Source organism: Neisseria flavescens (genome assembly GCF_005221285.1).
Classification (GTDB): Bacteria; Pseudomonadota; Gammaproteobacteria; order Burkholderiales; family Neisseriaceae; genus Neisseria; species Neisseria flavescens.
In genome coordinates this window covers 2007283-2033743 of sequence record NZ_CP039886.1, presented here as the reverse complement: position 1 = coordinate 2033743, position 26461 = coordinate 2007283, and the positions used below count along the sequence as shown (strand labels likewise).

The following is a 26461-nucleotide window of genomic DNA, read 5'->3' as shown; positions in this document are numbered from 1 at the left end:
CAGACGGCCTTTTTACTTTCTACACACTAAGGGCATGTCGCATACATGCCCTTTTTGACGTAAGTAACAAAATGGAGGCTAAAAATCCCCGCAAGCCTTATCCTATAAGGCTTTAAAAGAGGTCAAAGGCTTTGAATACAAAAAATGCCCTTTTTGCGACTCAAAACAAGTCAAAAGGAACGGCTGCCGAAACGGCAAACAACGCTACAAATGCCATGCTTGCGGCAGACAGTTTGATGGCGGCAGACGGCTTAATCCGCAGGAAATATGGCAGGCATACAGCGAAGGCAAACAGACCGCCGCACAGCTTGCCAAAACTTACGGATGCAGTCGGCAGACTATTCTGAGGCATCTCAAAAAAGTTCAAATTAAGGTGCATTTCATTTCTCCCGCAGCAGCCAACGTCATCATGGACACCACTTACTTCGGACGCAGTTTCGGCGTCATGGTTTTGATAGACAGCATCAGCGGCAAAGCACTATCCGTCAGCAAAGTCAAATACGAAACCAACGAACAATATTTCACAGCAATAGGCAGCCTGAAAGCCAAAGGCATTGAAATACAAAGCATTGTTTGTGATGGGCGACACGGTTTGGTACAGATGTTTCCTGATATTCCCGTACAGCTCTGTCAATTTCATCAGGTTAAAACCGTCAGTCGCTATTTAACGCTCAATCCCAAAACAGAAGCAGGCAAAGCACTTTGGCGATTGGCATTGACGTTGAAAAACAGTAAGCAATCCGACTTTGAACACGATCTGCAAACGTGGTTTGAGCAGTATCAAAGCTATCTGAACGAACGCACCTTTAACACCGAAACAGGCAAATCGCATTACACACATAAGAATATCAGGAGTGCGTATTTCAGCCTAAAACGCAATTTGGATTATCTGTTTGTGTTTGAGCAATATCCTGATTTAAACATCCCGAATACGACCAATCTGCTTGACGGCACATTCTCGGACATGAAACGACTTTTAGCGTGTCATCACGGCATGAGTAGGGAGAATAAGATTAGGTTTATTAAGGATTATTTCTCAATTAAATCTTAGGCTCAGCCTCCATTTTGTTACTTAGGGAGAATGTTCTCCGAAATAGCCTCCATTTTGTTACTTACGCCCCCTTTTTCATTTACGGCTGATACTGTTTGAAATAGTCCAACACCGTTTGCGGCAGCCATTGCAGATTCAGACGGCCTTGATCGCGGCTGACGAAGCCGACATGCCCGCCGTATGCCGGTTGCAGCAGCGTAACGGCCGAGGACACGTCCCGCCCGGTCGGTAGGGCTTCCGGCGGCAGGAAGGGGTCGTTGACGGCATTGAGCAACAGCAACGGCGTATCCACGCCTTTCAGAAACGGTTTGCAGGAATTGCGGCGGTAGTAATCGTGGCGGTCGGCAAAACCGTGTAGCGGCGCGGTAAAGCGGTCGTCAAAATCGCCAAGCGTTTTGCAGTTTTGCTGGCTTAAGGCCGTCTGAAACCGGGGAATCGCTCGGGCTTTCGGCAACAGTGAATTTAAAAAATAGCGCGTGTAAATCAAGCGCGTCATGCCTTGGTCAAAACGCATACCGGCCGCCACGGCATCAACCGGCGCGGAAACGACGGCAGAAGCGCGCGGAACGGCATTGCTGCCCTGCTCGCCCAAATATTTGGCCAAGGCATTGCCCCCCAAAGAAACGCCGACGGCGTAGATGGTTGAATAGCGTTGTGCCAGCGTGTTGAGCATAAAGGCGATTTCGGGCGTATCGCCGAGGTGGTAGAACACGGGCGCGGTGTTTTCTATGCCGCCGCAACTGCGAAAATGGGCAACCACGCCGTTCCAACCGCGCTGCTGCACGGCTTTCATCAACTCGACTGCGTAATGGCTCTCGCTGCTGCCTTCCAGTCCGTGGAACAAAACCACCAACGGCGCATCGGGGTCGGCGCTGTCGACAAAATCGTAGGCAACTTGGGTTTTGCCGGTACTGTCGGGCAGAAGCTCGCGACGGTAGTCGGGCGCCTTGCCTTGCAGCAGCTTGGCAAACAGGGTGTCGGCATGGCCGTTTCTGAGCCAATAAGGCGTGTTGGGTGAACGCGTATTCATGATTTATTTCTTCTATTTTTCAGACGGCCTGAAGATGAGCATATACACCAGCAAGGCAGTCAGCGTGCCGTTTGTCCAGCCTGCCCAAACGTCGGTGGGATAATGCACGCCCAAATAGATGCGTGAAAACCCGGTCAACAGGGCAAAGGAAATACCGCCTATCCAAGCGGCGCGGCGGTAGCGCGTGCGGCGGCAAAGCAATATCAGCATGACGGCAATGGCGGCGGAAAACGTACTGTGGCCGCTGGGAAAGGAAAAATTGCTCTCCTCAATCAGGCGCGGCCAAAGCAAGGGGCGTTCGCGTGCAAACCATACTTTCACAATCAGCATGTTCAAAGTCGGCACCAATGCCGCCAACACGCAAAACAGTGCTTCGCGCTTCTTATCGGCAAAATACAGGGTGGCGGCGACTACGCCGATCAGCGGCACGGCAATCGCGGTTTTGCCCAGATAGTGCAACACGGTGGCAATCGGGTCAAACCATGTTCCCGCGTGGGCATGGACGGCGTGCATCAGCGGCGGTTCAAAAGCGAAGCCGCCATATTGCGCCAGCCAAATGCCGATGATGAGGGTTGGCGGTAAAAACAACAAAGAGGCAAAAGTCAGTGCGCGTCTGGATTGGGCTGGGGATAAGTGCATTATTCCACCGTTTCTTTCAAAGTCGCGCCAATCGCCTGCAAACCCTGCAACGCATCTTCCCACGCCGCATCCAGCAAGCGGCAGGCCTCGCCTTCCGCTTTGATGCCGAACTCGATATGCGGCGGAGTATAACGGCCGTCTGAATCGGTACGGCCCACGGTGGGCAGGCTGTACGAACGGATACCGGCGTAGGTACGCTCAAGATGTTCCATAATCGGCGTAATGCGCGACTCGGGTTGGTCGAACACATACACGCTGCGACTGCCGCGTTCGGTTTGATTGAAGCGGTCGGCGTAATAAGTTTCCAATACCCATTCGGCCATCGGGTGCGCCATCACGGGAAAGCCGGGGAAGAAATAATGCTCGCGGATGGAAAATCCGGCGATGTTGTTAAACGGATTGGGCACCAATTCCGCGCCTGCGGGAAAATCCGCCATTTTCAGGCGTTGGGCGTGTTCGGGCGAATCGAGCGGCTCGCCGCGTTTCAAGGTAACGCCTTCGATGAACCCGGCCGCTTCAGGATGGCGGACAACAGGCAAATCCAAAGCGGCCGCTGCGGCTTGGCGCGTGTGGTCGTCAGGCGTAGAACCGATACCGCCGGTAACAAAAGTCGGCAGGCCGTCTGAAAAGCTGCGGCGCAGTTGTTTGACCAGCAAATCGGGTTCGTCGGGCAGGTATTGCACCTGATTGAGCTTCAGCCCTTTGGATTCGAGCAGGGATTTGAAAAAGGCGAAATGCTTGTCTTGGCGGCTGCCGTGTAAGATTTCGTCGCCGATGATGATGAGGTTGAACAAATGCTGTCGGTCTTTCATAATCTTTCCTTCTGCCTAAAGGCTATTCATGATTTCCCATGATTACTGTTCCAATATTGCTTATTAGGTGCAACGGATAGGAGAGACTCATGTTTGCAATCGGCATTGTTGCGTTTTTCATGTTCATTATCAGCCTTTTTGTGTGTGCGTTTGTGCTGATTGTTCAGTATTTGATTATTCGCCGTAAAATTCATCAAGACAAACGTGCAGTCAATTTTCGCGCCAAATATGCTACGCTTTCCACATTTTTTATACAATGGATTGTTCTGAACGCATTCAGCTTCTTACCTGCAAACCGTATGATTTTTTCACTGGCAGTCTTTACGGATATTTTACTTGGTTTTTTGTGGTTGTTTTTTGTTGCAACCAATGCAGATGAAATGTGGCGTTTGACTGGGCAAAAAGGCTACTTGTTGTGGCCTTTGACAGCTGCTTCGGTTTGGGCAGCATGCTTCATTGTATTCAGCTTCGGATAGCGTCTCAATAATTGCGGACAAATGCCGTCTGAAAACCTGAATGCTTTTTCAGACGGCATCAAACTAGATTATCTCATCTATTTATAAGATAATAAGTTCAAATCATGTGCAGAGCGGTTTGCCTCGTTCTGCTTTTATTTTTAGTCCGAAGGATTCCACATGAGTCAAAACAATACTATCCTGCAACACCTCCCCGTCGGTCAAAAAGTCGGCATCGCCTTCTCCGGCGGACTTGATACCTCCGCCGCGCTGTTGTGGATGAAACGCAAAGGCGCGCTGCCTTATGCCTACACTGCCAATCTCGGCCAGCCCGACGAAGACGATTACAACGCCATTCCTAAAAAAGCGATGGAATACGGCGCGGAAAACGCCCGCTTAATCGACTGCCGCGCGCAGTTGGCACACGAAGGCATCGCCGCCATCCAATGCGGCGCGTTCCACGTTTCCACCGGCGGCATCGCCTATTTCAACACCACGCCTCTGGGCCGCGCCGTAACCGGCACGATGCTTGTTTCCGCAATGAAAGAAGACGATGTGAATATTTGGGGCGACGGCAGCACCTACAAAGGCAACGACATCGAGCGTTTCTACCGCTACGGTTTGCTCACCAATCCCGCGTTGAAAATCTACAAACCCTGGCTCGACCAGCAATTTATCGACGAACTCGGCGGCCGCCACGAAATGAGCGAATTTCTGATTGCCAACGGCTTCAACTACAAAATGTCGGTTGAAAAAGCCTACTCCACCGATTCCAATATGTTGGGTGCCACCCACGAAGCCAAAGACTTGGAATTTTTGAACTCGGGCATCAAAATCGTCAAACCCATTATGGGCGTTGCCTTTTGGGACGAAAACGTCGAAATCAAACCCGAAGAAGTCAGCGTGCGCTTTGAAGAAGGCGTGCCGGTTGCATTGAACGGCAAAGAATACGCCGACCCCGTCGAACTCTTCCTCGAAGCCAACCGCATCGGCGGCCGCCACGGCTTAGGTATGAGCGACCAAATCGAAAACCGCATCATCGAAGCCAAATCGCGCGGCATCTACGAAGCCCCGGGAATGGCGTTGTTCCACATCGCCTACGAGCGTTTGGTGACCGGTATCCACAACGAAGACACCATCGAACAATACCGCATCAACGGCCTGCGCCTCGGACGTTTGCTCTACCAAGGCCGCTGGTTCGACAGCCAAGCCCTGATGTTGCGCGAAACCGCCCAACGCTGGGTTGCCAAAGCCATTACCGGCGAAGTAACCCTCGAATTGCGTCGCGGCAACGACTACTCGATTCTGAACACCGAATCGCCCAACCTGACCTACCAACCCGAACGCCTGAGTATGGAAAAAGTCGAAGACGCTGCGTTCACTCCGCTCGACCGCATCGGACAGCTCACGATGCGCAACCTCGACATTACCGACACCCGCGCCAAACTGGGCATTTACTCGCAAAGCGGTTTGTTGGCATTGGGCGAAGGTTCGGTATTGCCGCAGTTGGGTAATAAGCAATAAGTTTCACCGCATTGCATCGCTGCAATTTAAGGGATTGTCTGAAAAGGCAATCCCTCAATTAAAGGAATCCTATGTTTCAACACACAGGGCGGCACATAAAGCACCGCCCTATGTGTCGTCCTGATTTGGAAGGGGTTGCGCCCCTCCCAAATAAAGTCTGATTCTACCGCCTTAAAGGGCGGGGTTTAAACCGAAAAGGAAATACGATGAAAGAATACAAAGTCATCATTTATCAGGAAAGCCTGTTGTCCAGCCTGTTTTTCGGCGCGGCAAAGGTCAACCCCATCAAATTCAGCGAGTTCCTCAATAAACAAACCCCCGAAGGCTGGCGGGTTGTAACGATGGAAAAAGATTTGCGCCGTATGCTGCTGTTTTTCAAACGCGAGGCCTACGTCGTCATTTTGGAGCGGGATCGTGTTTAAGCTCGGCGTTTATGCCTGTCTCGGACTATTTGCCGGCTGGGTGCTGCTGCTGATTGTGCAACTTTGGTTTTCTTTTCTCGAAGCGGAATTGTTCTTCAAAATCACACTGACTATGGCGGGGCTGTTTGTCATCATCCTCGCCTCCCTGCTGGTATTCGGTCAGTATTTTTCCGAAAAGAAAATGAAAGACGACGGGTTTATCAACTGATGCGGACTTGAACCGGATCCGCGACCCAAACATCACAATGCCGTCTGAAACCCTGATTTCAGACGGCATTGACCGTATCTCTACTCCACTTACTATTTACAGCTATAGGAAATTAAGTTATTGTTAGAATACCTTTTAACTGGTGGGAGATTGCCATGTTTTTGAAAAATTTGAAAAAGGCTGTTTCCAAACAAGTAAAAACTCCTAAAACAGCTCAGCGTATAGAGCAAGCTTTTAATGAGGCAGAAAAAAGTAATGCTGCTTTTGAAGCTAAAAAACAACAGATTATACAGGAAATGAGAAATGGCACACGACGAAGTAGTGGGAAACTCCCTATATGACTTTATTTATATTAATCATGAAGCCCTATCTTTATACAATGCTCAACTGGATAAAGATGGGCTTTTAACTCATCAAGTCATTACTAAATCTGTTAGTGATCAACAAAAAAACCAATTGGGAGCCAGTGCAAAAATTATTTCCGGAGGACTTGAAAATCAAAGCTCGGTATCAGAATCAATGCAAAGTAACTTTGATGCCAGTCGTGCAATGCCTCTAAATGTTATTCGGGAATTAAATCGTCTAGGATTGATTCAAAAAGATATAGAAAAAGCTAAACTTGGTCAGATCGTTTTGTTTTCAGGAAGACTTCAAATTGTGGATTATGCTCTAATGGCTTCGCTTATTCGGCCTGCAATGCATATGCACATCCATGAAATGCCCTCAAAAACTCCTAACGATAAAATTAATAAAAAAAGCAAACAAGCTGAACTTGATACTTTTGCTAACTTAATTGAACAAATGCCCAAATTAGTACAATTTCGATTATTTGATGATAACAATTCAGCTTGGGGAACAATTTCGGCAGGTAACCTAATGGTACATTCATTAGACTTTGTGATGAAACATTCGATCACAATTCCCGGCCAATGGCATATTTTAGCAGTTTTAGATGCAGTACCTGACAAAGACGATGAGGCAGAAATTGATAGTGCAGCTTTAAAATATATGACACAGATGGAAAGTGGCTATGTTGAAGCCTTTATGCATCTACGTGGCATGATGGGGCGACGCCTAAAAGAATATGGTGTGTCTCCACTAGCGATTTTTCGTAAAGTTGAATAAGTACGCAAATACAGGTCATCTTAAATTTCTTAGATGGCCTTTTTTCTACCCCAAAACTCTGTTTTCCTCATATAACAAACCTAAAAATAGGTACTATCTTAGATTCTTTTAATAAAAACAAGTACGAAAAATAGCAAAAAATTAGTAATGCTAACTTCCGTTTACTACAAAAACCACCTAAATCAAGATTTCCATCTATACCTTACCTAATCACGATATTCAAACGATACACCCAAAAATTGAGCCAGCGCAGAAACGTGGGAATGTCGCGGATCTTTGACGGCGGTCAGCAGCAGGATATTGCCGTGTTGCCGCTCCAAATCCAGCAGCTGCTTGATGGCGGCTTGTGCAGTTTCATTGTGCAGCTCTTCATGATAACGGCTGACAAAACCGTCGAAATTTTGAGCTGGATTTTCGTGATACCAGCGGCGCAGGTTTGCACTGGGCGTAATGTCTTTCAACCAAAGTGCAGTGGCAAAGACCTCTTTGCGGACGCCGCGCGGATAGAGGCGGTCGATAAAGACGGCGGTCTGTTCGAGATTCGGCTGATAAGCGTAAATGCGTTGTACGGTAAACATTATGTCTGCCTTCAAATCGATTCAGGCCGTCTGAAAATTCAGACAGCCTGATGTTTTTTAGGATTTAAAACAGTTTTTTGACTTCGGCTTCGATATCGTCGGCTCGCATAAAGGTTTCGCCGATCAGGAAAGTATACACGCCGTGGCTGCGCATGAAATCGACGTCTTCTTTGTTGCGGATGCCGCTTTCGGTTACAACGGTTTTGCCGTTCAATTCAGGCAAGAGGGCGAGGGTTTGTTGCAGGGTCACTTCAAACGTACGCAGGTTGCGGTTGTTGACGCCCCACAACGGCGTGGTCATGTTGCGGCATTTTTCCAGCTCGGACGCATCGTGCAATTCTAACAATACAGTCATGCCCAATTCGTGGGCAACAGCTTCAAAACGCTCAAGCTGCCCGGCTTCCAAGGCGGCGGCAATCAGAAGAACCGCATCCGCACCCCACGCGCGCGCCTGATAGATTTGGTATTCGTCAATGATGAAATCTTTACGCAAGACCGGCAGCGCCACAGCCGCACGCGCCTGTTTCAAATACTCGGGTGAGCCTTGGAAATAAGGTTCGTCCGTCAACACGGACAAACAGGCCGCGCCGGCTTTTTCATAGGCAACGGCGATTTCGGCAGGATGAAAATCAGGACGGATCAGGCCTTTGCTCGGGCTGGCTTTTTTGACTTCGGCAATAATGGCAGGCAGATTCTGCGCGTGTTTTTCACGGATCGAGCCGATAAAGCTGCGAACCGGCGCAGCAGCCAGCGCTTGGGCTTTGATGTCTTCCAAGGAAACGGCGGCTTTTTGGGCGGCCACTTCTTCTGCTTTGGTGGCAAGGATTTTGTTGAGAATATCGGTCATGGCGTTTTTCTATTGGGGCTGATTTTCGGGTTTGAATCGTGCGACATGCTGCCGCAGATTAGATTTTAGACGGCCTGAATGCCGCTATTTTAATGGTTTGAAAAAAGGCGGGCAAGAATGCCCGCCTTTGTGTCTGCTTCAATTTAGTGATGAATGCCCAAAACAGTCGCGTTGTGGCTGATGATTTCGTCCGCCAAAGTCGGATTGTCGTTCAGCTTGATACCGTAGCCGGGCACCAATTCTTTCAGACGGCCTGACCATGCCTCGATACGGCCCGGGAAGCATTGGTTGATCAGCTTAATCATCAAAGGCACGGCGGTTGATGCGCCTGGAGACGCGCCCAGCAATGCGGCCAGCGAGCCGTCGGCATGGGCGACGATTTCGGTACCGAATTGGAGTATGCCGCCTTTTTTCGGGTCTTTTTTGATGATTTGTACGCGTTGACCGGCGGTAATCAGTTCCCAATCGTCAGGATTGGCTTCCGGATAATACTCTAAGAGCGAAGTGAAGCGTTCTTCTTTGGTTTTACGCAATTCGCCCAAGAGATATTTGGTCAGCGGCATATTAGCCCAACCGGCGCGGAGCATAGGATAGAGGTTGTCCATGTGGATGGACATCGGCAGATCCATGAGCGAGCCTTGTTTGAGGAAGTTGGGGCGGAAGCCTGCGTATGGGCCGAACATCAGATGGCGTTCTCCGTTCACGTTGCGGGTATCCAAGTGTGGAACGGACATAGGAGGCGCGCCAACGGAAGCTTGGCCGTACACTTTGGCATTGTGTTGGACAACAGTTTCAGGGTTGCTGTTGCGGAAGAACAGGCCGGAAACAGGGAAGCCGCCGTAGCCTTTGCCTTCCGGAATACCGGATTTTTGCAGTAGGGTCAGTGCGCCGCCGCCTGCACCGAGGAAGAGGAAGCGGGTGCGGAGGGTCAAATGGTCTTCATGGTTTTCGGTGTTACAGGTTTTGAGTACCCACGCGCCGTCAGATTCGCGTTTGATGTCTTCAACATGGCGGTTGAATTCCATTTTCACGCCTTTTTCGCGCAGATATTGCACCATTTGGCGGGTCAGATTACCGAAATCAACGTCCGTACCTTCGGCGGAGTAGTTGGCGGCAATGGGTTGGCTTTCATCACGACCGTTGACAACCAGCGGCGCCCATTCGGCAATTTTGGCGCGGTCGGTAGAAAACTCCATTTTTTCAAAAAGTTTTTGGGTTTTGAACACGTCGAAACGTTTTTGCAGATAACTGCAATGGTCGGTGTTCATCACCAGCGACATATGGGGGACGGAATTGATGAAAGTGCGGTCGGTCAGTTTGCCTTCTTCGACCAAAGTCGCCCAAAATTGGCGGCTGATATGGAATTGTTCGGCAATATTGAGGGCACGGGTCGGATCGATCGTGCCGTCGGCAGTCAGGGGGGCATAGTTCAATTCACACAGCGCAGAGTGTCCCGTACCGGCATTGTTCCATGCATTTGATGATTCCAACGCTACATCTTCCAAGCGTTCGATCAGGGTGATTTCCCAAGATGGTTCGAGTTCTTTGAGCAATACACCTAAAGTGGCGCTCATAATGCCGCCGCCTACTAATACGACATCGGTTGCTTCAGCCATGGTTTTACTCCTACTAAAGTCAGGCATGGTTTGCCTTGTGGTTATCTATCATTATAAACAACTGATTTCATAGGAATTATTTTGTATTTTGTTGTGTGTGAAACTTTTGTTGCCTGCTGAGTTTCCGAGCGTAAATGGCGGAAGGCAGTTTCGGTTTGGGTTCCAGATTTCAGGTCTTTATAATATGTTATTGAGAATTTAGTAGATTTTACGGAGAAATGCAAAGATTTTCTGTTCGGTTCATATAAAAATAATAGATTATGCCGTCTGAAAACGTTTTCTTACCCTTTATCTGCCAATGTTTGCCAAGAAAAAAGAATTTTTCATTTCTTTTTTAATTGACTGTTTTTGTCAGCAATTTCGGTGGCAAACTAACGTGAATCAACCGCCGATCTGCTATCATTTCAACTTATTTCCCCAAGGCAAGCTGACATGTACCTGACTCAAGAAAAGCCCTACCGCTCCCTATTGGTCGCACTGATGTTCCTCACCCTGCCGCTGGCGATGATATTGCACAATATCGTGCAAATCGCCTTTTCAGACGGCCAAGGGCTGCTGGTCACAGTCAAAGACGGCGCGTGGGCATGGCAAAGCGGTTGGCAGGATTCCGTCGCATGGTTCGTCTGCGGCATGTTTGCCTTCCTCAACCTGCCGATTTCCGGCGGACTGACCAAGCTGGCGTATAAAAAAATGATGCGCCGGCATTCGCGTTACGCCATCTTCCTTGCCAGTGTCGCAGCGTGTGCCTCGGCGGCGGCAGGCTTGATTTTTGAAGCCATCTTAGGCAATGCCGCATTGGCCGGTATGCGCGGACAAGGCGTGTTCTACTACACCCTCTCCGTGTGGATTATCGCCATGCTGACCCTGCCCAAACAGCTCACGCGCGCGCCGGAGCAGCCCATCGTCTTTCACAAAATGAAACGTTGATTCAACAGGCGCAAACATTTTCAGACGGCATGCTTTCCGTTACCATTACATCCAACGCGTTTTAACCAATAAGGAATAACAAATGAATCAGGCGCAACAGCTCCGCGACGGCGTACAGGCACTGGGTTTGGACATCGACGACGCCAAACAGGCCAAACTGCTAGACTATGCCGCCCTGCTGCAAAAGTGGAACAAAACCTACAACCTGACCGCCCTGCGCGATCCCGCCCAAACCGTCAGCCACCACCTGCTCGACAGCCTGACCCTCCTGCCCTATATCGAACACGCGCAAACCATGCTCGACGTCGGCTCCGGCGGCGGACAGCCCGGCATACCCACCGCCATCTGCCGCCCAGACCTCGACATCACCCTCCTCGATGCCAACACCAAAAAAACCGCCTTTCTGCAACAAGCCGTCATCGAACTCGACCTTAAAAACGTCCGCGTCATCAGCGGCCGCGTAGAAGCCGCCGCCGACTGCCGCGCCGACGTCATCACCAGCCGCGCCTTTGCCGAACTCGCCGACTTCGTCAACTGGACCGAGCACCTCCTCAAAGACGGCGGCTACTGGGCGGCCATGAAAGGCGTATACCCGCAAGAAGAAATCGACAAACTACCCGAAAGCGTCACCGTCGAAAAAGTCGAAGCATTGCACGTCCCTCAACTCAATGCCGAACGCCATATCGTCATCATCCGCAAAAAGGCCGTCTGAAAACAACCCAAGCATACCGAATAACGGTACAATCCAGCCATCCACACTTAACACGACAGCAAAGCACATGAGCGCACAAATCCTCGCCGTCGCCAACCAAAAAGGCGGAGTCGGCAAAACCACCACCACCGTCAACCTAGCCGCCTCCCTAGCCTCCAAAGGCCGCCGCGTCCTCGTCGTCGACCTCGACCCCCAAGGCAACGCCACCACAGGCAGCGGCATCAACAAAGCCACCATCGAAAACGGCGTTTACCAAGTTGTCCTCGGCGAAACCGACATCCCCAACGCCGTCGTCCGCAGCAAAGAAGGCGGCTACGACGTATTGGGCGCCAACCGCACACTGGCCGGCGCAGAAGTCGAACTCGTCCAAGAAATCGCACGCGAAATCCGCCTCAAAAACGCCCTGCAGCTCGTTGCCGACAACTACGACTACGTCCTCATCGACTGCCCCCCTTCTCTAACCCTGCTCACCCTCAACGGCCTGGTCGCCGCCAACGGCGTCATCGTTCCCATGCTTTGTGAATACTACGCCCTCGAAGGCATTTCCGACCTCGTGGCTACCGTCCGCAAAATCCGCCAAGCCATCAACCCCGACCTCGACGTAACCGGCATCGTCCGCACCATGTACGACAGCCGCAGCCGCCTCGTCGTCGAAGTCAGCGAACAGCTCAAACAACACTTCGGCAACCTACTCTTCGACACCGTCATCCCCCGCAACATCCGCCTCGCCGAAGCCCCCAGCCACGGCCTCCCCGCCCTCGCCTACGATGCCCACGCCAAAGGCACGCAGGCTTATCTCGACTTGGCCGATGAACTGATTGCGCGTTTGGAAAAATAAACAGAAATATGAATATAAAAAGGCCGTCTGAAAGTTGGGAAATACTTTCAGACGGCCTTTGGTTTAGTTGGAAAGAACATTTTTAAAAAAGACCGCGTGCGTGCGTACCGCACACACCCTACGCATAAATTTCAAATTCTTTATGATTCATAGGTAGCGTGCGTGCCCAAAGGCACGCACGCGGTTTGATGTAGGCTATACCTGCTTATGGATATCTTCATACGACTTAGACTTAATATTTCCACTTATATTTTCTGACTGTATTAAATATTCATAAACTTCGAGTAATCGATACGTTGAATATGTGTAAGGATTTTAAGCCTATTTGGAAAGATCCATTACAAAAGTGAAGATGAACAGCTTTCTCCTAAAACCCGCCCGATCCAATTCCTCCAGCAACGCAGGTCGGCGCGGTTTTTCGCTATATTGCTCCCTGATTTCGTCGGCAAAGTCTTCCATCGCCTGCCGTTGAGCGGAATATTGGCGGCGGAGGGTCTTTAATTGGTTCAAGAGCTGGCGGTATTGCTTACGGTTGCTTGCTTCGTGGATTTCAACCGCAAAGATTTTCAGGTAGCAAGCTACGATTTGATCGTGATACGGCTCGGGGAAAGACGGGGCAAAACGTTCCATCATGTACAACGAAAGATGTTGCTGCAATAGGGCAAGCAGTCGGTCAAATTCCTGTTCATGCTCCAATATTTCAGCTTGCAGCGAATATTGACCCGACAAACGCGCAAGCAGGCGGTTGAATTCATGCGGCCATTCAGCGGCGAAAAACGTGGCTTTCCACGCTTCATAATGCGGCAATGAAAGGCTGGTGGAAAACGCCAAATCCGCTGCGATTTCGCGGACATCTTTGCTGGCTTCCTTTAATACATCGAAAAGTTGCAGCTTCCATTTGTGCGCCGTGCCGAGTGTTCCTTCAGTTTCAGCAATGCTGATGCCTTTGTGTAAGAGGCGTTCCGCTTCTGCCCAATCTTGCTGACCGACAGCTTGTTCTACCGCGATTTGTCTGAATTGCGGCAGGTGCAGATGTCGTCTGAAATAATCCTGCGTGGCAGCAGTATCACCTTTCGCCTGCAAAACCTGCCAACCCTCGAATGCCCAAAATTCATGTTCCCAACCCGGCTCGGTAGCAGCCAAACGTTTCTCCACATAATCTTGCCACGCCTGCCATTCGCCGCGCAGCCGCCAGATTCGGGCGCGGATTTGGTAGATTTTATTGCCTGCCTCCGAGAAATCAAAATAGCGGCTGTCGTCCAAGCATTTGTCCAAAAAATTAATCAAACGCTTCGGGACGTTTGCCATGACCGCCTCTTCCAGCAGATCGAGTGCCATATACATAGCATCGCCCAACATACCGTCCGAATCGTCCGCCTTTTCAAAAGCATCCTGTAAACGCGGTATCAACAGAGGCAAAGCCTGCTGCAACGCCGCCGGTCCCTCCTGCGCCACATCTTCCAACCAGTTTTGCAGCCTGAAGCCCAAATCGGCGGCTTCGTAGTAATCATAATATCGGGTTCGGGAAAAGATTTGCGAGAGCTGCTGCCGATACGGATTGCCGCCCTGTTTAGGCTGCTGCGTGTCGGGTTCTGCCGACTGGTTATCCTGAGTTTGCTCGCGCACCGCATACCACAACGCCGCCATATGCTTGCACGCCCAGCCAGCAGCCCCCGTCCTTAATGTACAAATCACTATCCAGCTTCAGCCATACCGAATAGTTTTCCGAACCGCACACCTCCGCCCGATAACGCCCGGCGGAAGTTTTTTGGACATCGCGAACCTTGCCCTGCTGAAAATACAGTAGACCGCGTTCGGCGATGTGGGGCGGAAATAGGCGGGGTAGGTGGATACCGGACATGGTTTACTTCCAAGAAGTTGTTGAAACATGGGAAGTTTACTGGTTCAGACGACGTTTGGGGAGAGGAGGGTGGGAATTCTTGTTTTGCGAAGTGGCAAAAGGTCGTCTGAAAATGGGTTTCAGACGACCTTTTGGAGTGGTTATTTTCATAACAACTTAAATTATTCTAATGTGTCAGAATCTTTAATTCTTGCTTTTAATCTATTGAATAATGGTTTTAACTGTTTTCTAATTTGCTTTGATTGCATAATCCTAGCTGCTCTCTTACCATACGAAACAAAATTTCGTTTACCAAGATGAGAATATGTTACAAATAATTTATGTTTAAATATTTTTTTCTTTTCTTTACCGTTTAGTTCTCGTATTTTATTATATTTTCTTTGTGTTTGTTTTGCTAAACTAACTCCACGCTTCATTTTTTTTGAATATTTTGTAAATGCTGCAGGACGAATAGTAATTGATTCATCCTTTATTATAAAACCAAGATATTGTAATTTTTTATCATTTGTAATTTTATTTTTTTCTTGATCAAATTTGAAGTTAACTATCTCTGTCTTTTTTTCATTGATGTCTAATTTTAATTTTTTAATTTCATTTTTGATAAATGTACGAATAATTTCTAATTCATCAGAAGGTATAATACACAAAATATCATCACAATACCTCATGTACAGTCCATTTTTTTCTTGAATTATATCTTGAACAATTATATCAAAATCAATCATATAAATATTTGATAATAATGCACTTATTGGAGATCCTTGTGGAATACCTTTCCCCATTCCTTTGTTAGAATAAATAACTTGATTACCTTTAAATAGTGTATCGTTAAATTTATCCCTAAATTTTCTAAACTCTTCAGGTGAGCAAATTTGTTTTCTACTATTACTTCTAGGTGTGTGAATAGATATACCAAATTCTTTAAATGCAATTTCTTTTTTAATAATTGAATATTGAGTTATTGCCTTAAAGACTGCAAAATGGTCAGGAGGTAATGTACCATTTGAAATTATTTTCTTCCATTTTGCTTTTAATATATTATGGTCTATGTTTCCAAAAAAATTTGATATATCAAGTGCTATCACTGAACAGTTTTTATGTTTTAAAATATAATCAAATGCATATTTCGCAAATTCAATATTACTTTTCCCTAACTTTCTAAAAGCTAATACAGAATTATTGATGCTAGAATATTTATTTTCTATTAGATTTTCATATTTTTCATTCAGAATATGAGTGTAATAGCTAAATATATGGCTATCTTTGTGAGATGCATATGCTATTTCTCTTTCTTTTGCACCTCTTTTAAGTTCACCATTTTCTTTCTTAACTTTTGGCATGGATAAAGTACAAGATAAAAATGGATAAAAACTATGAGTAACAACCTTCTTAGGAGATGTTACAAGAGAAATAGCTTGTCGTGAATTTATAGGAGAATCAAAATGCAAATACCCTCTGCATTTATACCAAGATGGATTAGATGTACTCATAAAATTGAACGTGTTTTAAAGATTAGCAAAACTAGGAGCTTAGGATTGCGGTAGTCCCTAATTATCAGTTCAGATAATTAACAGCCCCTAGTATAGCAAAGCACTTCTAAAAAGCACCGTTTACATAATGATGCATGACTTACAACTTTATGAGACCGCGTGATATGCTAAAGATGAGTTATACTCAAACAATAACTATCAAGGATGAAAATATGACAATAATCATCATACATTTCCTGTGGATAGCCCTGTCTTGGTTGGCGGCAAGTTTCCAAGCCTACCTTGACCTTGACAGTCTGCTGAAGTCCCTGTTCGCTCAAACTAAACAGGCATTGTAATTATAACTCATTTAGCGTAAATATGTAAATGGAACTGCTTAACGAGTTTGATATTTATCTAGTTTCTCCCACTCCTTCATCAACCTCTTCACCGACACCGGATACGGTGTCTTCAATTCCTGCGCGAATAGCGACACTCTCAATTCTTCAATCATCCATCTAAACGCGGCGAGATCGTCTGAAACGGGTTGTCCTTGTTTCACCAAGCCGTCGGTTTTTTCCTGCCACATTTGTTCCAACTCCTGTATATCGGCTTCGCGGGCTGCGTCGCGGGTGGGGTTGCCGCTGTATTTTTCGAGGCGCAGGGTCATGGCTTTGAGGTAGATGGGGAGACGTGGCCATTGTGCCCATGGGGTATGGGTGGCGAAGCCGGCGGCGAGCAGGGTTTGCAGGCGTTGGCGTATGAGGAGGGTGAGCGGGTGTTTGCCGAGTTTGCCGTTCAGTTCGGCGTAGGCGGCGGCGGTTTCCTGCAGGTAGTGGCTGAGGGCTTCTTTGACGGCGGGCAGGCGGCTGCGGGCGCGTTTGATTTGTTCTTTGAAGGCTTTTTCGTTGCGCGGCAGCTTGTCTTCGCCGATAAAGGCGCGGTCGCAGACGGCTTGGGTGAGGTCGTCGCGCAGGGTGTCGGCGTTGATGTGTTTGAGCAGCATGGCGGCTTGGGTAAAGCCCTGGATGCCTTTGTTCAAATCTTTCACCTGCTCTTTTAATTGCAGCTTCATTAATTCGATGACACCTTGACGGTGTGCCTGTTCGGCGGCTTCGGTGGTGTCAAATAGGCGCAGGGCGATGCGGCCGTCTTTTTCTTTTTGCAGGCCGAGATAGCCGGTAAGCTGTTGTTTGCCGCGGGCGAATTTGATGGATTCGGGCAGGATGCCGATGTCCCATGCGGTAACGTTGTCGCGCTCAAATTCTTGGGTGTTGTCGCGGAAGGTGACGGTGGCGGCTTGGCCGAGTTGTTGTTGCAATTCGTGCAGTTTGCGGCCGCCGGCAAGCTCTTGTCCGCCGTCGTCGACAATGCGCAGATTCAGATAGCAGTGTTCGGGCAATTCTTGCGCCGCCCATGCGTCTTGGTCGATTTGCTCGAGAATCCGCATATCGCCGGCACTTTTGGCGATAAAGTGCGCCAACTGGGGAATGATGGCCGCTTGGCGGTCGGGATTGCTTTCGAGAAATTTGGTGATGAAATCGGGTACGGGCACACAAATGCGGCGGATTTGCTTCGGCAGTGCTTTAATCAGCAGCTGGATTTTTTCGCGCAACATACCGGGCACCAGCCATTCGAGCGACGGCGCGTGCAGGCGGTTGAGGACGGTCAGCGGCACGGTCATGGTCACCCCGTCGAGCGGATGGTGTGGCTCGAAGCGGTAGGAAAGTTTGAACTTGCCGTCTGCGGTTTGCCAAAATTTGGGGAACTGCTCTTCGGTAATGTGCGCGGCAGCGTGTTGCATCAAATCGTCGCGGCTAAGGAACAGCAGGCGCGGATTGTCGCGTTCGGCGGTTTTGAGCCAGGCTTGGAAGGTGCGGATATCGGCAAGGGGCAAAGGTTTCAGACGGCCTTTTTGAGGTGCAGGCTGCTTTTTGGTTTTGGGGTCGTCTGAAACTGTTGAAGCTGCGGCACTCTGTTCCCTCTCCTGCGGGAGAGGGTTAGGGAGAGGGCTTACTGCGGCTGCGGAAAAGTTGGTTTGAGCGGCAACTGTTTTGCCCTCTCCCCAGCCCTCCCCCACGGGGGAGGGGGCGGGTTGCTGAGGGTTTGCAGGATGCAGGCCGTCTGAAACCGCGTCCGCCGTATAAAAATCGGGCAGGCGTTCGTTATAAAACGCAAACAGGGCTTCGTCATCGACCAATACGTCTTGCTTACGAGATTTGTGTTCGAGTTCGGTAATTTCTTTAATCAGCTTTTTGTTATGGGCAAAAAAAGCCGTCTGAAGATTACTTTCCTGCGCCACCAATGCGCCGCGGATAAAGATTTCGCGTGCTTCTTCGGGCGCAATTTTGCCGTAAGACACGGGGCGGCGCGGCAATACGGTCAGGCCGTAAAGTGTTACGCGTTCGCTGGCGATGACTTCACCGCGTTTTTGTTCCCAGTGAGGCTCGAAATAATGATAGCGGACGAGGTGCGGCGCTTCCTGCTCGATCCATTCGGGCTGGATGACGGCGACGTCGCGCGCGTAAAGGCGCGTGGTTTCAACCAATTCTGCCGCCATCACCCATTTAGGTTTGGCTTTGAACAAGGCTGATGCTGGGAAAAGGTGGAAGCGGCTGCCGCGCGCGCCGGTGTAGTCGTTGCCGTCGGGCGATTTCATGCCGACGTTGGCGATAAGGCCGGTGAGCAGGGCGCGGTGGATTTGTTCGTAGCCCGCTTCTTTGGCGGCGCGGATTTGGGCACGGTGTTGCTTCTTATCCAGTTGTTTTTGTTTGAGCTTTGCCGCCAAATCTTGGTCGCCTTTGCTTTCAGACGGCCTTAATTGTTCTTGGGTAGGAGGTCGTCTAAACGCGGCTTCTTTGGTGGTCAAACCCATTTCAATCGCAGTTTGGGCAAGCTGGTGGTGCAGCTCGCGCCACTCGCGCATCCGCAGGTGCGACAGGAAATATTGGCGACACCACTGCACCAACTGCTTGTTGGACAAGCTTTTGTCGCGCTCGCGCTGGAAGCTGTCCCAAATATTCAGATAGGCAAGAAAATCGGACTGCTTGTCGGTAAAACGCTCGTGCGCCTTGGTCGCGGCATCGCGCGCTTCCAACGGCCGCTCGCGCGGGTCTTGAATCGACAGCGCAGACGCAATCACCAATATTTCCGCCATACAGTCGTGTTTCTTCGCCGCCAGCAAGATGCGTGCGATTTTCGGGTCAATGGGCAGGCGCGCCATTTGTTCGCCGAGCTTGGTCAGACGGTAGCGAGGAGGAGGGGGGGGGCTGGGTGTGTTTTGCATGGTTTTAACAGATGGTGTAGGTTGGACATTGATGCCCAACATGGTTTTGTGATTCGAGGATAAGTGCCTTAACTACGCATGTTTTCTAAATCTAAACAAGCAAACAAATTTGTCTGCTGTTTCAAATGTACATCGATCGGAGTATTTGTTGTGCAGGATAAATTACTGATTAACGCTTCTATCATTAAATTTCGATTCCCCTCTTTTGCACCAACATGGTAAAAATGCTCTCTAATTGAAACGGAAAAATCAGACCATAAATCATTGATATATTGGTTTTTACGATAACGATTGTGATGCCATGTAGATAAAATAAATGATACTCCTTGGTTATCTAATAATTGATGTAAATGTTGTTCGTCTTTTTCTGTCCAAGTATTAAAGTAATCTGAATGGCGATCAATATAAGGAGGGTCGCAATAAATTAAATCCCCTGCTTTAGCTTGTAAAATAGTCTCTTCAAAACTTTGGCAGATAAACTCAAAAGATTTTGTAGCGATGATTTTACTTACTGTATCAACTTGATTTACAATTTTGGTTACATATGCTTGCGCAAAGCGTTGCGGCTTGCGGCAAAACGGAATGTTGAACTCCCCCTTTTTATTAAACCGAATCATACCGTTAAAACCTGAGCGATTTAGAAATAAAAAATCCAGCGGGTTGCCATGTAAATTAAATCGATCTCGAACGCTGTAGTAATGCTGCTCACCATTTTCCAAAAGTAAAGCACCTTCCTTATTTAAATAAGATTTTGTTATATTGGCATTGATTTCACCTGTTTGAATAGCTTGATAAAAACGGATAAGGTGTGGATTAGTATCACATACCAAAGCCTTGTGTGGCGCAAGATTGAATGCAACAACACCGGTGCCCATGAAAGGTTCTATCCAAGTGCCTGAGAAATCTTTAGGTACATAATCAGCAATCCAAGGAACAAGTTTGGTTTTTATTCCTTGAGACTTAATGGGTGGTACAATTACTTTCATTTTTTACTACCTTTATTATTTTTATTGACAATTAAACTAGTATCACCATTTTTGTACATTACAAAATCCAATAAATTAGTAATTAGTTTTCCGTTGCTGTCTTTAATTTTTCTGTAATTTATCCAATAATCATCAAACCATTCTTCTCCTAATTTAGAAAACATTCCGTTTCCATTCAAAATATCTTGAATATTTTGAATGCTACCGATATTGGCAGTATTTCCACTGCCGCTTTTATCGCTGGCAATTTTCCATTTCTCTGCAACAAAAAATTGGAAATCTCCAATTACAGAACTAATTGTATTGAGCTGTTCTAAATTAAAAACTTTTGTTTCATCTATTTTTTCTGGAGATGTCCTATTATAAATTACACCTAAACAATAATGTCCTAAATAGCTGTTGTAGGGAAATTGGATATTCTTGGTACCATTTCTATCTGTAAAATATGCTCCATGCGAACCTAATGTAAACCCGTTACATAAAGTTTCGGTTTTGCGATACGTGGTTTTTAAATCCAATGCAAAACGTATATTTTCATTTTTAATATCCACGAACGAAATATCTGGGTAATAATTTTGATGTTCAGCCAATACAATTTTGTAACCATATTTAGTTGCAAATTGTACTAATAATGGAAATAAATGGATTTCTAGAATTTTAGAAATAATCTTTGTATCGGAAGAAATCGTGTAGATATTTTTATAAATGTCTATAAATCCCTTAATTGACCATTTTCCGTGCGAATCACTAATTTCATTAGATAAATCTTGCACAAAATGGCGTAGGTTGTTTTCAAAATATTGTTTAATTGTTTGATTGTTATTCATAATATTTTCCAAATTTAAAATTTCGTTTGAATTTAAAATTTTTCGGGCATAAATGTCCGATCTGCCTGTTTTCAGACGGCCTCCACCGCCCCCAACTCCAACAACACCTGAAAACCGTCATTGATATACCGTGAATCGGGCATTTCTAAAAACGGGAATGCTGCCACATCGCCGAGTTTCAATGCTGCCATGCGCAGGATGACGGCGGCGAGGTTGCTGCGGACGATTTCGGGGTCGGTAAATTCGGGACGGCTGTTAAAATCTTCTTCTGAAAACAGTCGGATACACACGCCTGCGGAGACGCGTCCGCAGCGGCCGGATCGTTGGCGGGCGGCGGCTTGGGAGATTTTTTCGATATGAAGCTGCTCCACTTTCGCCCGTGTGGAATAGCGTTTGACGCGTGCGAGGCCGGTGTCGATGACGTATTTGATGCCCGGCACGGTGAGCGAGGTTTCAGCGACGTTGGTTGCCAGCACGATGCGTCGTTTTGCGCCGGAGGGGTGGAAGATTTTGTGCTGTTCGGCGTGCGACAGGCGTGCGAACAGGGGCAGGATTTCGTCGTTGCGGCGCAGTGTGGATTTGCGCAGGGCTTCGGCGGCTTCGCGGATTTCGCGTTCGCCCGGCAGGAACACCAAAATATCGCCTTCGCCATATCGCGCCAATTCGTCGGCGGCATCGACAATCGCGTCGGTCAGCTCGACTTCTGCGTCGTCTTCGTCTTTGCCGGTCAGCGGTCGGTAGAGGATTTCGACGGGATAGGTGCGCCCGCTCACTTCCAGCACGGGCGCGCCGTTGAAGTGTCGGGAGAAGCGTTCTGCGTCTATCGTTGCCGAGGTGATGATGACTTTCAAGTCAGGGCGGCGCGGCAGGAGTTGTTTTAGGTAGCCCAAGAGGAAGTCGATGTTCAGGCTGCGCTCGTGCGCTTCGTCGATGATGATGGTGTCGTAGGCGGCGAGATAACGGTCGGTCTGCGTTTCCGCCAGCAGGATGCCGTCGGTCATCAGCTTGACGCAGGCATCGCGCGAGGTGTGGTCGGTGAAGCGTACTTTATAGCCGACCGCGCTGCCGATTTCCGATTTCAGCTCTTCGGCAATCCGCTCTGCTACGGAACGCGCGGCCAAACGGCGTGGCTGGGTATGCCCGATCAATCCTGCCGCCCCGCGCCCGAGTTCCAAACAAATCTTGGGCAGCTGCGTGGTTTTGCCAGAACCGGTTTCGCCGCAAATAATCGTTACCTGATTCTCGGCAATGGCTTTTTTGATTTCGTCGAGTTTTTCGTGAACGGGCAGCGTGTTGTCGAATTCGGGCTTGGGCAGTTTGGACAGGCGTTGCAGATAGAGGTCGTGCGATTTTTTGTATTTTTCCTCAACCTTGGCCAAGCCACCGTATTTATTCGGGTTTTTAAAGGCAGATCGCAGAAAATGGCGGTCTTTGGAGAGGGTTTGGGCGAAATCGGGTTGCGGCATGATGGTGCAATAAATTAAATAATGTGAAAAGAATGGAATTATAGCAAAAGGCCGTCTGAAACTTGCTTGCTTTCAAGTTTCAGACGGCCTTTGTATGGATAAACCGTTTTAGTCGGCGGCGTGCCAAGGTTTTTGCATACCGGCATGGAAACTCGGTTTTTCTCCGCCCCACAAGGTGTCGATGTCGTAGAAGTCGCGCACGGCAGGGAGCATGACGTGGACAACGAGGTCGCCTGCGTCGACGAGCGTCCATTCGCCGCTGTCGCCTTCGGTGCTGAGGATTTCAAAACCGGCTTCTTTCAAATCGACGGCAACGTTGTTCGCCAATGCTTTGACTTGGCGTGTGCTGTCGCCGCTGGCAATAATCATGCGGGCAAACAGGGAGGTTTTGTCTTGGGTTTCCAAAACAGAGATGTCTTTGGCTTTGATGTCTTCGAGAGCGTTTACGGCCACTTCGACCATTTTTTGCAGGTCTTGCAATTCTTGTTCGTTCATTATTTTCCTAGTTGAAATGTTTTCAGACGGCATTATAGCTTATCTGCCTGAATAAACGCTATTTTTCATAGAGTTTGTGTTGGCGGATGTATTGGGCAACGGGTTGCGGCAGGCCGTCTGAATGGTGCGTTTTGGCGAGATCGGCACGGATTTGGGTGGAGCTGGTGTTGTGCAGCGGCGCGTTGAGGATGCGGACGCTGCCGTTTTGCAGGGCTTCGCCGAGCCATGCGTGCAATTCGCGCGGGGTTTTGTTGAGGTTGTCACCCTGTCGCATGGCGATGGCGATATTAGTATGCCGCACGAGGGTTTGCCATTTTTTCCATGTGTGTAGCTGCATCAGGCTGTCGCTGCCCATCAGCCACCACAGTTGCGCGCCGGGAAACTGCTGGCGGAAGATTTGGACGGTGTCAAACGTATAAGTTGCGCCGTCGCGGACGATGTCGCAGTCGCTGGCGGCGAATTTCGGCTCGTCGGCAATGGCGAGTTCGACCATATTGAGGCGCTCTTGTGTCGGCGTGCGCGTGCTGTCTTTGTGGTACGGGTCGCCTGCCGGCAGGAAGACGACAAGGTCCAAACCGATTTCGTCGGCGAAGGCGCGGGCAATATGGAGGTGGCCGTTGTGGATGGGGTCAAACGTGCCGCCGAATAATCCGATGTTTTTCATTTCGTGGTGGTGTCTGCGTTAGATGTTTTGGCCGTCTGAAGCAGGCAGGCTGCCGTCAACAATCAGGTTGAGCTTACCTGTGGTCGGGTGGATGACCAGGCCGTGGATGGCAATGTTGTCGGGCATCAGCGGATGTTTGCGAATCAGCTTGACGGTATGGCGCACGCTGTCTTCGACGTTGTCAAAACCGGTCAGCCAGCCGTCCAAATCGATACCGGCATTGCGCAGAGTTTCGATGCGGTCGTCGGGGATATTGCTGTCGTGTACGCGTTGGAGGAACTCTTCGGCGTGCAGTCCGCGCATACCGCAGTCGTGGTGGGCAATGACCATGATTTCTTTGACTTTGAGTTCAAATACGGCCACCAACAAACTGCGCATCACCGAACCCCAAGGGTGGGTCACCAGCGCACCGGCGTTTTTGATGAGCTTGGCATCGCCGTTTTTCAAGCCCAAGGCATTGGGCAACAATTCGATAATGCGTGCGTCCATACAGGAAAGAATGGCCAGCTCGCGGCCGGGGTATTTGTTGGTGAAATATTTTTCGTACTCTCCTGATTCAACGAAATGTTGGTTGTAGGAAAGGATATCAGTCAATTCACTCATGATGATGATGTGCTCGTTTCGGATGGTTTACTCTATTATAGCGGTTTTCAAGGGGTATGGTTGTTTTGCAAATTCGCCGTAAACGGCTAAAATCGACGTATCTTTAGTTCTTTTGGAGGATGCGCCATGTCTCAGTCTTTCCGTTTTGAACAGGTATTCACACCCGATGTCCACGACGCATTATGGGATTGGGCGCAGACAAGCTATGGCGCATCCGACGATTGGTGCATTCTGTATCTCAACGGCCTGCCTTTAGGCCGTCTGAACCCGTTATGGCGCGAACGCCTCGGACAAGATTGGACAGGCAGGCAGTCAACCCTTTCAGACGGCCTGAATTTGGAAACCGACAGCTGGACTCAGATGGGCGACAGTTTGCAAACGCTGGCGCAACAATGGCGCGAGTGCGGTTGGCTCAAAGGTTGGCGCGGTGAAAAGTTTGATATCTGCAACCAGTCGGGCAAGCCTTTATGCGCACTCGAACGCGCCGCCTTCCGTCCGTTCGGCCTGATGAGTCAGGCGGTACATCTGAACGGATTGGTCGAAACAGAAGACGGTTTGCGCTTTTGGATAGGCCGCCGCAGTCCGCACAAAGCCGTCGATCCGAACAAACTCGACAACCTGACCGGAGGCGGCATCAGCAGCGGCGAGAGGCCGTCTGAAGCCGTCTGCCGCGAAGGCGAAGAAGAAGCTGGCATTCCCGCTTCGCTAACACCCCATATCCAACCGACCGCCCAAATATATAGTTTGCGCCCCGTTAATCGCGGTGTCCACAACGAAATCCTGTATATCTTCGACATCGTCCTGCCCGAAGGCTTCCAACCCGCCAACCAAGACGGCGAAGTCGCCGGTTTTGAGCTGATGGACATCCCCACCCTGCTTGATGCCATGTTGGGCGGACACATGATGCACGATGCCCAGTTGGTCACGATCGAAGCCTGCCGTCGATACGGCCTAATCAACCCCAAACATCCGCTGTCCGCATGGCTCGACAGCATCCGTTGCCGACCCCATTTTTAAAGGCCGTCTGAAACCATGTTGCAACTCAAAAACATCAACAAACGCTTCGGCAGCAAAACCGTTGCCCAAGACATCAACCTAAACGTCGAAGCAGGCGAAATCCTCGCCGTACTCGGCCGCTCCGGCTGCGGAAAATCCACCCTGCTCAAAACCATCGTCGGCCTGGTGCGTCCCGACAGCGGCGAAGTCTGGCTCAACGGCGACAACATCACCGACATGCCGTCTGAAAAGCGCAATATCTCGCTGATGTTTCAAGACTACGCCCTTTTGCCGCATTTAACCGCCCTCGACAACGTCGGCTTCGGCCTCAAAATGCGCCGCCTGCCCAAAGCCGAAATCGAAGAACAATCCATGCAGGCCTTGCGCGACATCGGTTTGGAACACGAAGCGCAACGCAAACCCGAAAGCCTCTCCGGCGGCGAACAGCAACGCCTCGCCCTCGCGCGCGCCTTAATCACACGCCCATCGCTGTTGCTCTTGGATGAAGCCTTCTCCAGCCTCGACACCCACCTGCGCCACCACCTGCGCACCCTGACCGCCGAACGCATTCGCAGTCAAAACATTCCCGCCATCCTCGTGACCCACTCCGCCGAGGAAGCCTGCACCATGGCCGACACCATCGCCATCATGCACGAAGGCCGCATTCTCCAACACGGCACGCCGGAAACCCTTATCCGCCGCCCCGTCAACGCCCAAGCCGCCCTGCTGCTCGGTTTGGCCAACACCGGCGACACACGCTACATTCCCCAACACGCCATCCGATTCGACCCGAACGGCACAGCCGTCCGCATCAGCGAAGCCGTCCCCCTCGCCGAAGGCACACGCCTTACCCTCGCCCATCCGCAATACGGCGATTTGATTTGGTATCCCCACGCCGACCACGATACGGACAAACCGCAAACCGGACAGGAAATCCGCATCAGCGTGGATGAAAGTCAGATTGTTTGGTTTGATTGAATGTGATGGCTTGAGACCTTTGCAAAATTCCCCAAAATCCCCTAAA

General features: G+C 49.4%; 27 protein-coding genes and 1 pseudogene. 13 read left to right on the top strand and 15 right to left on the bottom strand.

Features of this window, described 5'->3' with window-relative positions:
* Positions 1–184: 184 nt before the first annotated feature.
* Positions 185–1051: pseudogene (locus FAH67_RS10380) on the top strand (IS256 family transposase, variant Zn-binding type); the annotation flags it as partial.
* Between the two features lie 79 nt (positions 1052–1130).
* Here the strand turns inward: FAH67_RS10380 and FAH67_RS10375 are convergent.
* The 3 genes from FAH67_RS10375 to FAH67_RS10365 are packed head-to-tail and all read right to left on the bottom strand — an operon-like array spanning position 1131 to position 3532.
* Entirely contained in the window at positions 1131–2081 is a 951-nt protein-coding gene (locus FAH67_RS10375; protein ID WP_003681321.1) for a YheT family hydrolase, read from the bottom strand.
* 12 nt (positions 2082–2093) lie between these two features.
* Positions 2094–2720: a phosphatase PAP2 family protein gene (locus FAH67_RS10370; RefSeq protein ID WP_003681323.1), complete on the bottom strand. Its 627-nt coding sequence runs from the start codon at positions 2718–2720 to the stop codon at positions 2094–2096.
* Positions 2720–3532, bottom strand: a complete 813-nt coding sequence (locus FAH67_RS10365) for a competence/damage-inducible protein A (RefSeq protein WP_003681324.1) — start codon at positions 3530–3532, stop codon at positions 2720–2722. Before FAH67_RS10365 ends, FAH67_RS10370 begins: the two co-directional genes overlap by 1 nt.
* A gap of 89 nt (positions 3533–3621) precedes the next feature.
* On the opposite strand from FAH67_RS10365, the gene FAH67_RS10360 reads away from it, so the two are divergent.
* The 6 genes from FAH67_RS10360 (at position 3622) to FAH67_RS10330 (ending at position 7266) form a co-directional block, all read left to right on the top strand.
* Positions 3622–4008, top strand: a complete 387-nt coding sequence (locus tag FAH67_RS10360) for a hypothetical protein (protein ID WP_003681326.1) — start codon at positions 3622–3624, stop codon at positions 4006–4008.
* A gap of 159 nt (positions 4009–4167) precedes the next feature.
* Positions 4168–5511, top strand: a complete 1344-nt coding sequence (gene argG / locus FAH67_RS10355; RefSeq protein ID WP_003681327.1) for an argininosuccinate synthase — start codon at positions 4168–4170, stop codon at positions 5509–5511.
* Positions 5512–5717: 206 nt separating this feature from the next.
* Positions 5718–5933, top strand: a complete 216-nt coding sequence (locus FAH67_RS10345) for a DUF4177 domain-containing protein (RefSeq protein WP_002246537.1) — start codon at positions 5718–5720, stop codon at positions 5931–5933.
* Positions 5926–6141 (top strand): hypothetical protein, encoded by a 216-nt coding sequence (locus FAH67_RS10340; protein WP_003681330.1) that lies wholly within the window; start codon positions 5926–5928, stop codon positions 6139–6141. The genes FAH67_RS10345 and FAH67_RS10340 overlap by 8 nt, the downstream gene beginning before the upstream one ends.
* A gap of 155 nt (positions 6142–6296) precedes the next feature.
* Positions 6297–6482 carry a hypothetical protein gene (locus FAH67_RS10335; RefSeq protein WP_003681334.1) on the top strand — a complete coding sequence of 62 codons (186 nt, stop codon included), beginning with the start codon at positions 6297–6299 and terminating at the stop codon, positions 6480–6482.
* Positions 6445–7266, top strand: coding sequence for a DUF6414 family protein (locus FAH67_RS10330; protein WP_039864203.1), 822 nt, complete (start codon positions 6445–6447; stop codon positions 7264–7266). Before FAH67_RS10335 ends, FAH67_RS10330 begins: the two co-directional genes overlap by 38 nt.
* Before the next feature lie 206 nt (positions 7267–7472).
* Here FAH67_RS10330 and FAH67_RS10325 read toward each other — a convergent pair whose 3' ends face one another.
* The 3 genes from FAH67_RS10325 to FAH67_RS10315 form a co-directional block, all read right to left on the bottom strand.
* Positions 7473–7844 carry a DUF488 domain-containing protein gene (locus FAH67_RS10325; RefSeq protein WP_003681338.1) on the bottom strand — a complete coding sequence of 124 codons (372 nt, stop codon included), beginning with the start codon at positions 7842–7844 and terminating at the stop codon, positions 7473–7475.
* A gap of 64 nt (positions 7845–7908) precedes the next feature.
* Positions 7909–8691 carry an indole-3-glycerol phosphate synthase TrpC gene (trpC, locus tag FAH67_RS10320; RefSeq protein WP_003681340.1) on the bottom strand — a complete coding sequence of 261 codons (783 nt, stop codon included), beginning with the start codon at positions 8689–8691 and terminating at the stop codon, positions 7909–7911.
* 143 nt (positions 8692–8834) lie between these two features.
* Positions 8835–10307: a malate:quinone oxidoreductase gene (locus tag FAH67_RS10315; protein WP_039864204.1), complete on the bottom strand. Its 1473-nt coding sequence runs from the start codon at positions 10305–10307 to the stop codon at positions 8835–8837.
* Between the two features lie 432 nt (positions 10308–10739).
* On the opposite strand from FAH67_RS10315, the gene FAH67_RS10310 reads away from it, so the two are divergent.
* The 3 genes from FAH67_RS10310 (at position 10740) to FAH67_RS10300 (ending at position 12784) form a co-directional block, all read left to right on the top strand.
* On the top strand, positions 10740–11234 hold the full coding sequence (locus FAH67_RS10310; RefSeq protein ID WP_003681345.1) for a hypothetical protein: 495 nt from the start codon (positions 10740–10742) through the stop codon (positions 11232–11234).
* Positions 11235–11316: 82 nt separating this feature from the next.
* Positions 11317–11946: a 16S rRNA (guanine(527)-N(7))-methyltransferase RsmG gene (rsmG, locus tag FAH67_RS10305; RefSeq protein WP_003681346.1), complete on the top strand. Its 630-nt coding sequence runs from the start codon at positions 11317–11319 to the stop codon at positions 11944–11946.
* Between the two features lie 67 nt (positions 11947–12013).
* Positions 12014–12784, top strand: a complete 771-nt coding sequence (locus FAH67_RS10300) for a ParA family protein (protein WP_003681348.1) — start codon at positions 12014–12016, stop codon at positions 12782–12784.
* Positions 12785–13105: 321 nt separating this feature from the next.
* Here FAH67_RS10300 and FAH67_RS10295 read toward each other — a convergent pair whose 3' ends face one another.
* Together FAH67_RS10295 and drt2 are read right to left on the bottom strand one after the other, a co-directional pair.
* A complete protein-coding gene (locus tag FAH67_RS10295; protein WP_003681349.1) occupies positions 13106–14431 on the bottom strand; it encodes a hypothetical protein in 1326 nt (441 codons plus the stop codon).
* 375 nt (positions 14432–14806) lie between these two features.
* Positions 14807–16135 (bottom strand): antiviral reverse transcriptase Drt2, encoded by a 1329-nt coding sequence (drt2, locus tag FAH67_RS10290; protein ID WP_039864206.1) that lies wholly within the window; start codon positions 16133–16135, stop codon positions 14807–14809.
* Between the two features lie 212 nt (positions 16136–16347).
* Between drt2 and FAH67_RS12280 the strand changes: the two genes are divergently transcribed.
* On the top strand, positions 16348–16473 hold the full coding sequence (locus FAH67_RS12280) for a hypothetical protein (RefSeq protein WP_256593518.1): 126 nt from the start codon (positions 16348–16350) through the stop codon (positions 16471–16473).
* A gap of 38 nt (positions 16474–16511) precedes the next feature.
* Here the strand turns inward: FAH67_RS12280 and FAH67_RS10280 are convergent, their stop codons facing one another.
* The 7 genes from FAH67_RS10280 to FAH67_RS10250 all read right to left on the bottom strand — a co-directional run bounded on the left by FAH67_RS10280 (position 16512) and on the right by FAH67_RS10250 (position 24441).
* Positions 16512–19400 carry a DUF3418 domain-containing protein gene (locus FAH67_RS10280; protein WP_112890777.1) on the bottom strand — a complete coding sequence of 963 codons (2889 nt, stop codon included), beginning with the start codon at positions 19398–19400 and terminating at the stop codon, positions 16512–16514.
* A gap of 68 nt (positions 19401–19468) precedes the next feature.
* Entirely contained in the window at positions 19469–20386 is a 918-nt protein-coding gene (locus tag FAH67_RS10275) for a DNA adenine methylase (RefSeq protein WP_003682789.1), read from the bottom strand.
* Complete coding sequence (locus FAH67_RS10270; protein ID WP_003682785.1) at positions 20383–21213, bottom strand: type II restriction endonuclease; 831 nt, start codon at positions 21211–21213, stop codon at positions 20383–20385. Before FAH67_RS10270 ends, FAH67_RS10275 begins: the two co-directional genes overlap by 4 nt.
* 71 nt (positions 21214–21284) lie before the next feature.
* Positions 21285–22679 carry an ATP-dependent RNA helicase HrpA gene (gene hrpA / locus FAH67_RS10265; RefSeq protein WP_003682783.1) on the bottom strand — a complete coding sequence of 465 codons (1395 nt, stop codon included), beginning with the start codon at positions 22677–22679 and terminating at the stop codon, positions 21285–21287.
* Positions 22680–22787: 108 nt separating this feature from the next.
* Positions 22788–23174 carry a ribosome silencing factor gene (gene rsfS, locus FAH67_RS10260; RefSeq protein WP_002246503.1) on the bottom strand — a complete coding sequence of 129 codons (387 nt, stop codon included), beginning with the start codon at positions 23172–23174 and terminating at the stop codon, positions 22788–22790.
* 58 nt (positions 23175–23232) lie between these two features.
* A complete protein-coding gene (gene nadD, locus FAH67_RS10255; protein WP_003682779.1) occupies positions 23233–23838 on the bottom strand; it encodes a nicotinate-nucleotide adenylyltransferase in 606 nt (201 codons plus the stop codon).
* Positions 23839–23856: 18 nt separating this feature from the next.
* On the bottom strand, positions 23857–24441 hold the full coding sequence (locus tag FAH67_RS10250; RefSeq protein ID WP_003682777.1) for a beta-class carbonic anhydrase: 585 nt from the start codon (positions 24439–24441) through the stop codon (positions 23857–23859).
* Positions 24442–24567: 126 nt separating this feature from the next.
* On the opposite strand from FAH67_RS10250, the gene FAH67_RS10245 reads away from it, so the two are divergent.
* Positions 24568–25458, top strand: coding sequence for an NUDIX hydrolase (locus tag FAH67_RS10245; protein WP_003682776.1), 891 nt, complete (start codon positions 24568–24570; stop codon positions 25456–25458).
* Between the two features lie 15 nt (positions 25459–25473).
* Positions 25474–26415, top strand: a complete 942-nt coding sequence (locus FAH67_RS10240) for an ABC transporter ATP-binding protein (protein WP_039864479.1) — start codon at positions 25474–25476, stop codon at positions 26413–26415.
* The last annotated feature ends 46 nt before the right edge of the window (positions 26416–26461 follow it).

What these genes read in the sequence shown, in the direction of transcription:
- FAH67_RS10375 (WP_003681321.1), bottom strand. Translation starts at nt 2,081, where the DNA reads ATGAATACGCGTTCACCCAACACGCCTTATTGGCTCAGAAACGGCCAT.
- FAH67_RS10370 (WP_003681323.1), bottom strand. Translation starts at nt 2,720, where the DNA reads ATGCACTTATCCCCAGCCCAATCCAGACGCGCACTGACTTTTGCCTCT.
- FAH67_RS10365 (WP_003681324.1), bottom strand. Translation starts at nt 3,532, where the DNA reads ATGAAAGACCGACAGCATTTGTTCAACCTCATCATCATCGGCGACGAA.
- FAH67_RS10360 (WP_003681326.1), top strand. Translation starts at nt 3,622, where the DNA reads ATGTTTGCAATCGGCATTGTTGCGTTTTTCATGTTCATTATCAGCCTT.
- argG (WP_003681327.1), top strand. Translation starts at nt 4,168, where the DNA reads ATGAGTCAAAACAATACTATCCTGCAACACCTCCCCGTCGGTCAAAAA.
- FAH67_RS10345 (WP_002246537.1), top strand. Translation starts at nt 5,718, where the DNA reads ATGAAAGAATACAAAGTCATCATTTATCAGGAAAGCCTGTTGTCCAGC.
- FAH67_RS10335 (WP_003681334.1), top strand. Translation starts at nt 6,297, where the DNA reads ATGTTTTTGAAAAATTTGAAAAAGGCTGTTTCCAAACAAGTAAAAACT.
- FAH67_RS10330 (WP_039864203.1), top strand. Translation starts at nt 6,445, where the DNA reads ATGGCACACGACGAAGTAGTGGGAAACTCCCTATATGACTTTATTTAT.
- FAH67_RS10325 (WP_003681338.1), bottom strand. Translation starts at nt 7,844, where the DNA reads ATGTTTACCGTACAACGCATTTACGCTTATCAGCCGAATCTCGAACAG.
- trpC (WP_003681340.1), bottom strand. Translation starts at nt 8,691, where the DNA reads ATGACCGATATTCTCAACAAAATCCTTGCCACCAAAGCAGAAGAAGTG.
- FAH67_RS10315 (WP_039864204.1), bottom strand. Translation starts at nt 10,307, where the DNA reads ATGGCTGAAGCAACCGATGTCGTATTAGTAGGCGGCGGCATTATGAGC.
- FAH67_RS10310 (WP_003681345.1), top strand. Translation starts at nt 10,740, where the DNA reads ATGTACCTGACTCAAGAAAAGCCCTACCGCTCCCTATTGGTCGCACTG.
- rsmG (WP_003681346.1), top strand. Translation starts at nt 11,317, where the DNA reads ATGAATCAGGCGCAACAGCTCCGCGACGGCGTACAGGCACTGGGTTTG.
- FAH67_RS10300 (WP_003681348.1), top strand. Translation starts at nt 12,014, where the DNA reads ATGAGCGCACAAATCCTCGCCGTCGCCAACCAAAAAGGCGGAGTCGGC.
- FAH67_RS10295 (WP_003681349.1), bottom strand. Translation starts at nt 14,431, where the DNA reads ATGGCGGCGTTGTGGTATGCGGTGCGCGAGCAAACTCAGGATAACCAG.
- drt2 (WP_039864206.1), bottom strand. Translation starts at nt 16,135, where the DNA reads ATGAGTACATCTAATCCATCTTGGTATAAATGCAGAGGGTATTTGCAT.
- FAH67_RS12280 (WP_256593518.1), top strand. Translation starts at nt 16,348, where the DNA reads ATGACAATAATCATCATACATTTCCTGTGGATAGCCCTGTCTTGGTTG.
- FAH67_RS10280 (WP_112890777.1), bottom strand. Translation starts at nt 19,400, where the DNA reads ATGCAAAACACACCCAGCCCCCCCCCTCCTCCTCGCTACCGTCTGACC.
- FAH67_RS10275 (WP_003682789.1), bottom strand. Translation starts at nt 20,386, where the DNA reads ATGAAAGTAATTGTACCACCCATTAAGTCTCAAGGAATAAAAACCAAA.
- FAH67_RS10270 (WP_003682785.1), bottom strand. Translation starts at nt 21,213, where the DNA reads ATGAATAACAATCAAACAATTAAACAATATTTTGAAAACAACCTACGC.
- hrpA (WP_003682783.1), bottom strand. Translation starts at nt 22,679, where the DNA reads ATGCCGCAACCCGATTTCGCCCAAACCCTCTCCAAAGACCGCCATTTT.
- rsfS (WP_002246503.1), bottom strand. Translation starts at nt 23,174, where the DNA reads ATGAACGAACAAGAATTGCAAGACCTGCAAAAAATGGTCGAAGTGGCC.
- nadD (WP_003682779.1), bottom strand. Translation starts at nt 23,838, where the DNA reads ATGAAAAACATCGGATTATTCGGCGGCACGTTTGACCCCATCCACAAC.
- FAH67_RS10250 (WP_003682777.1), bottom strand. Translation starts at nt 24,441, where the DNA reads ATGAGTGAATTGACTGATATCCTTTCCTACAACCAACATTTCGTTGAA.
- FAH67_RS10245 (WP_003682776.1), top strand. Translation starts at nt 24,568, where the DNA reads ATGTCTCAGTCTTTCCGTTTTGAACAGGTATTCACACCCGATGTCCAC.
- FAH67_RS10240 (WP_039864479.1), top strand. Translation starts at nt 25,474, where the DNA reads ATGTTGCAACTCAAAAACATCAACAAACGCTTCGGCAGCAAAACCGTT.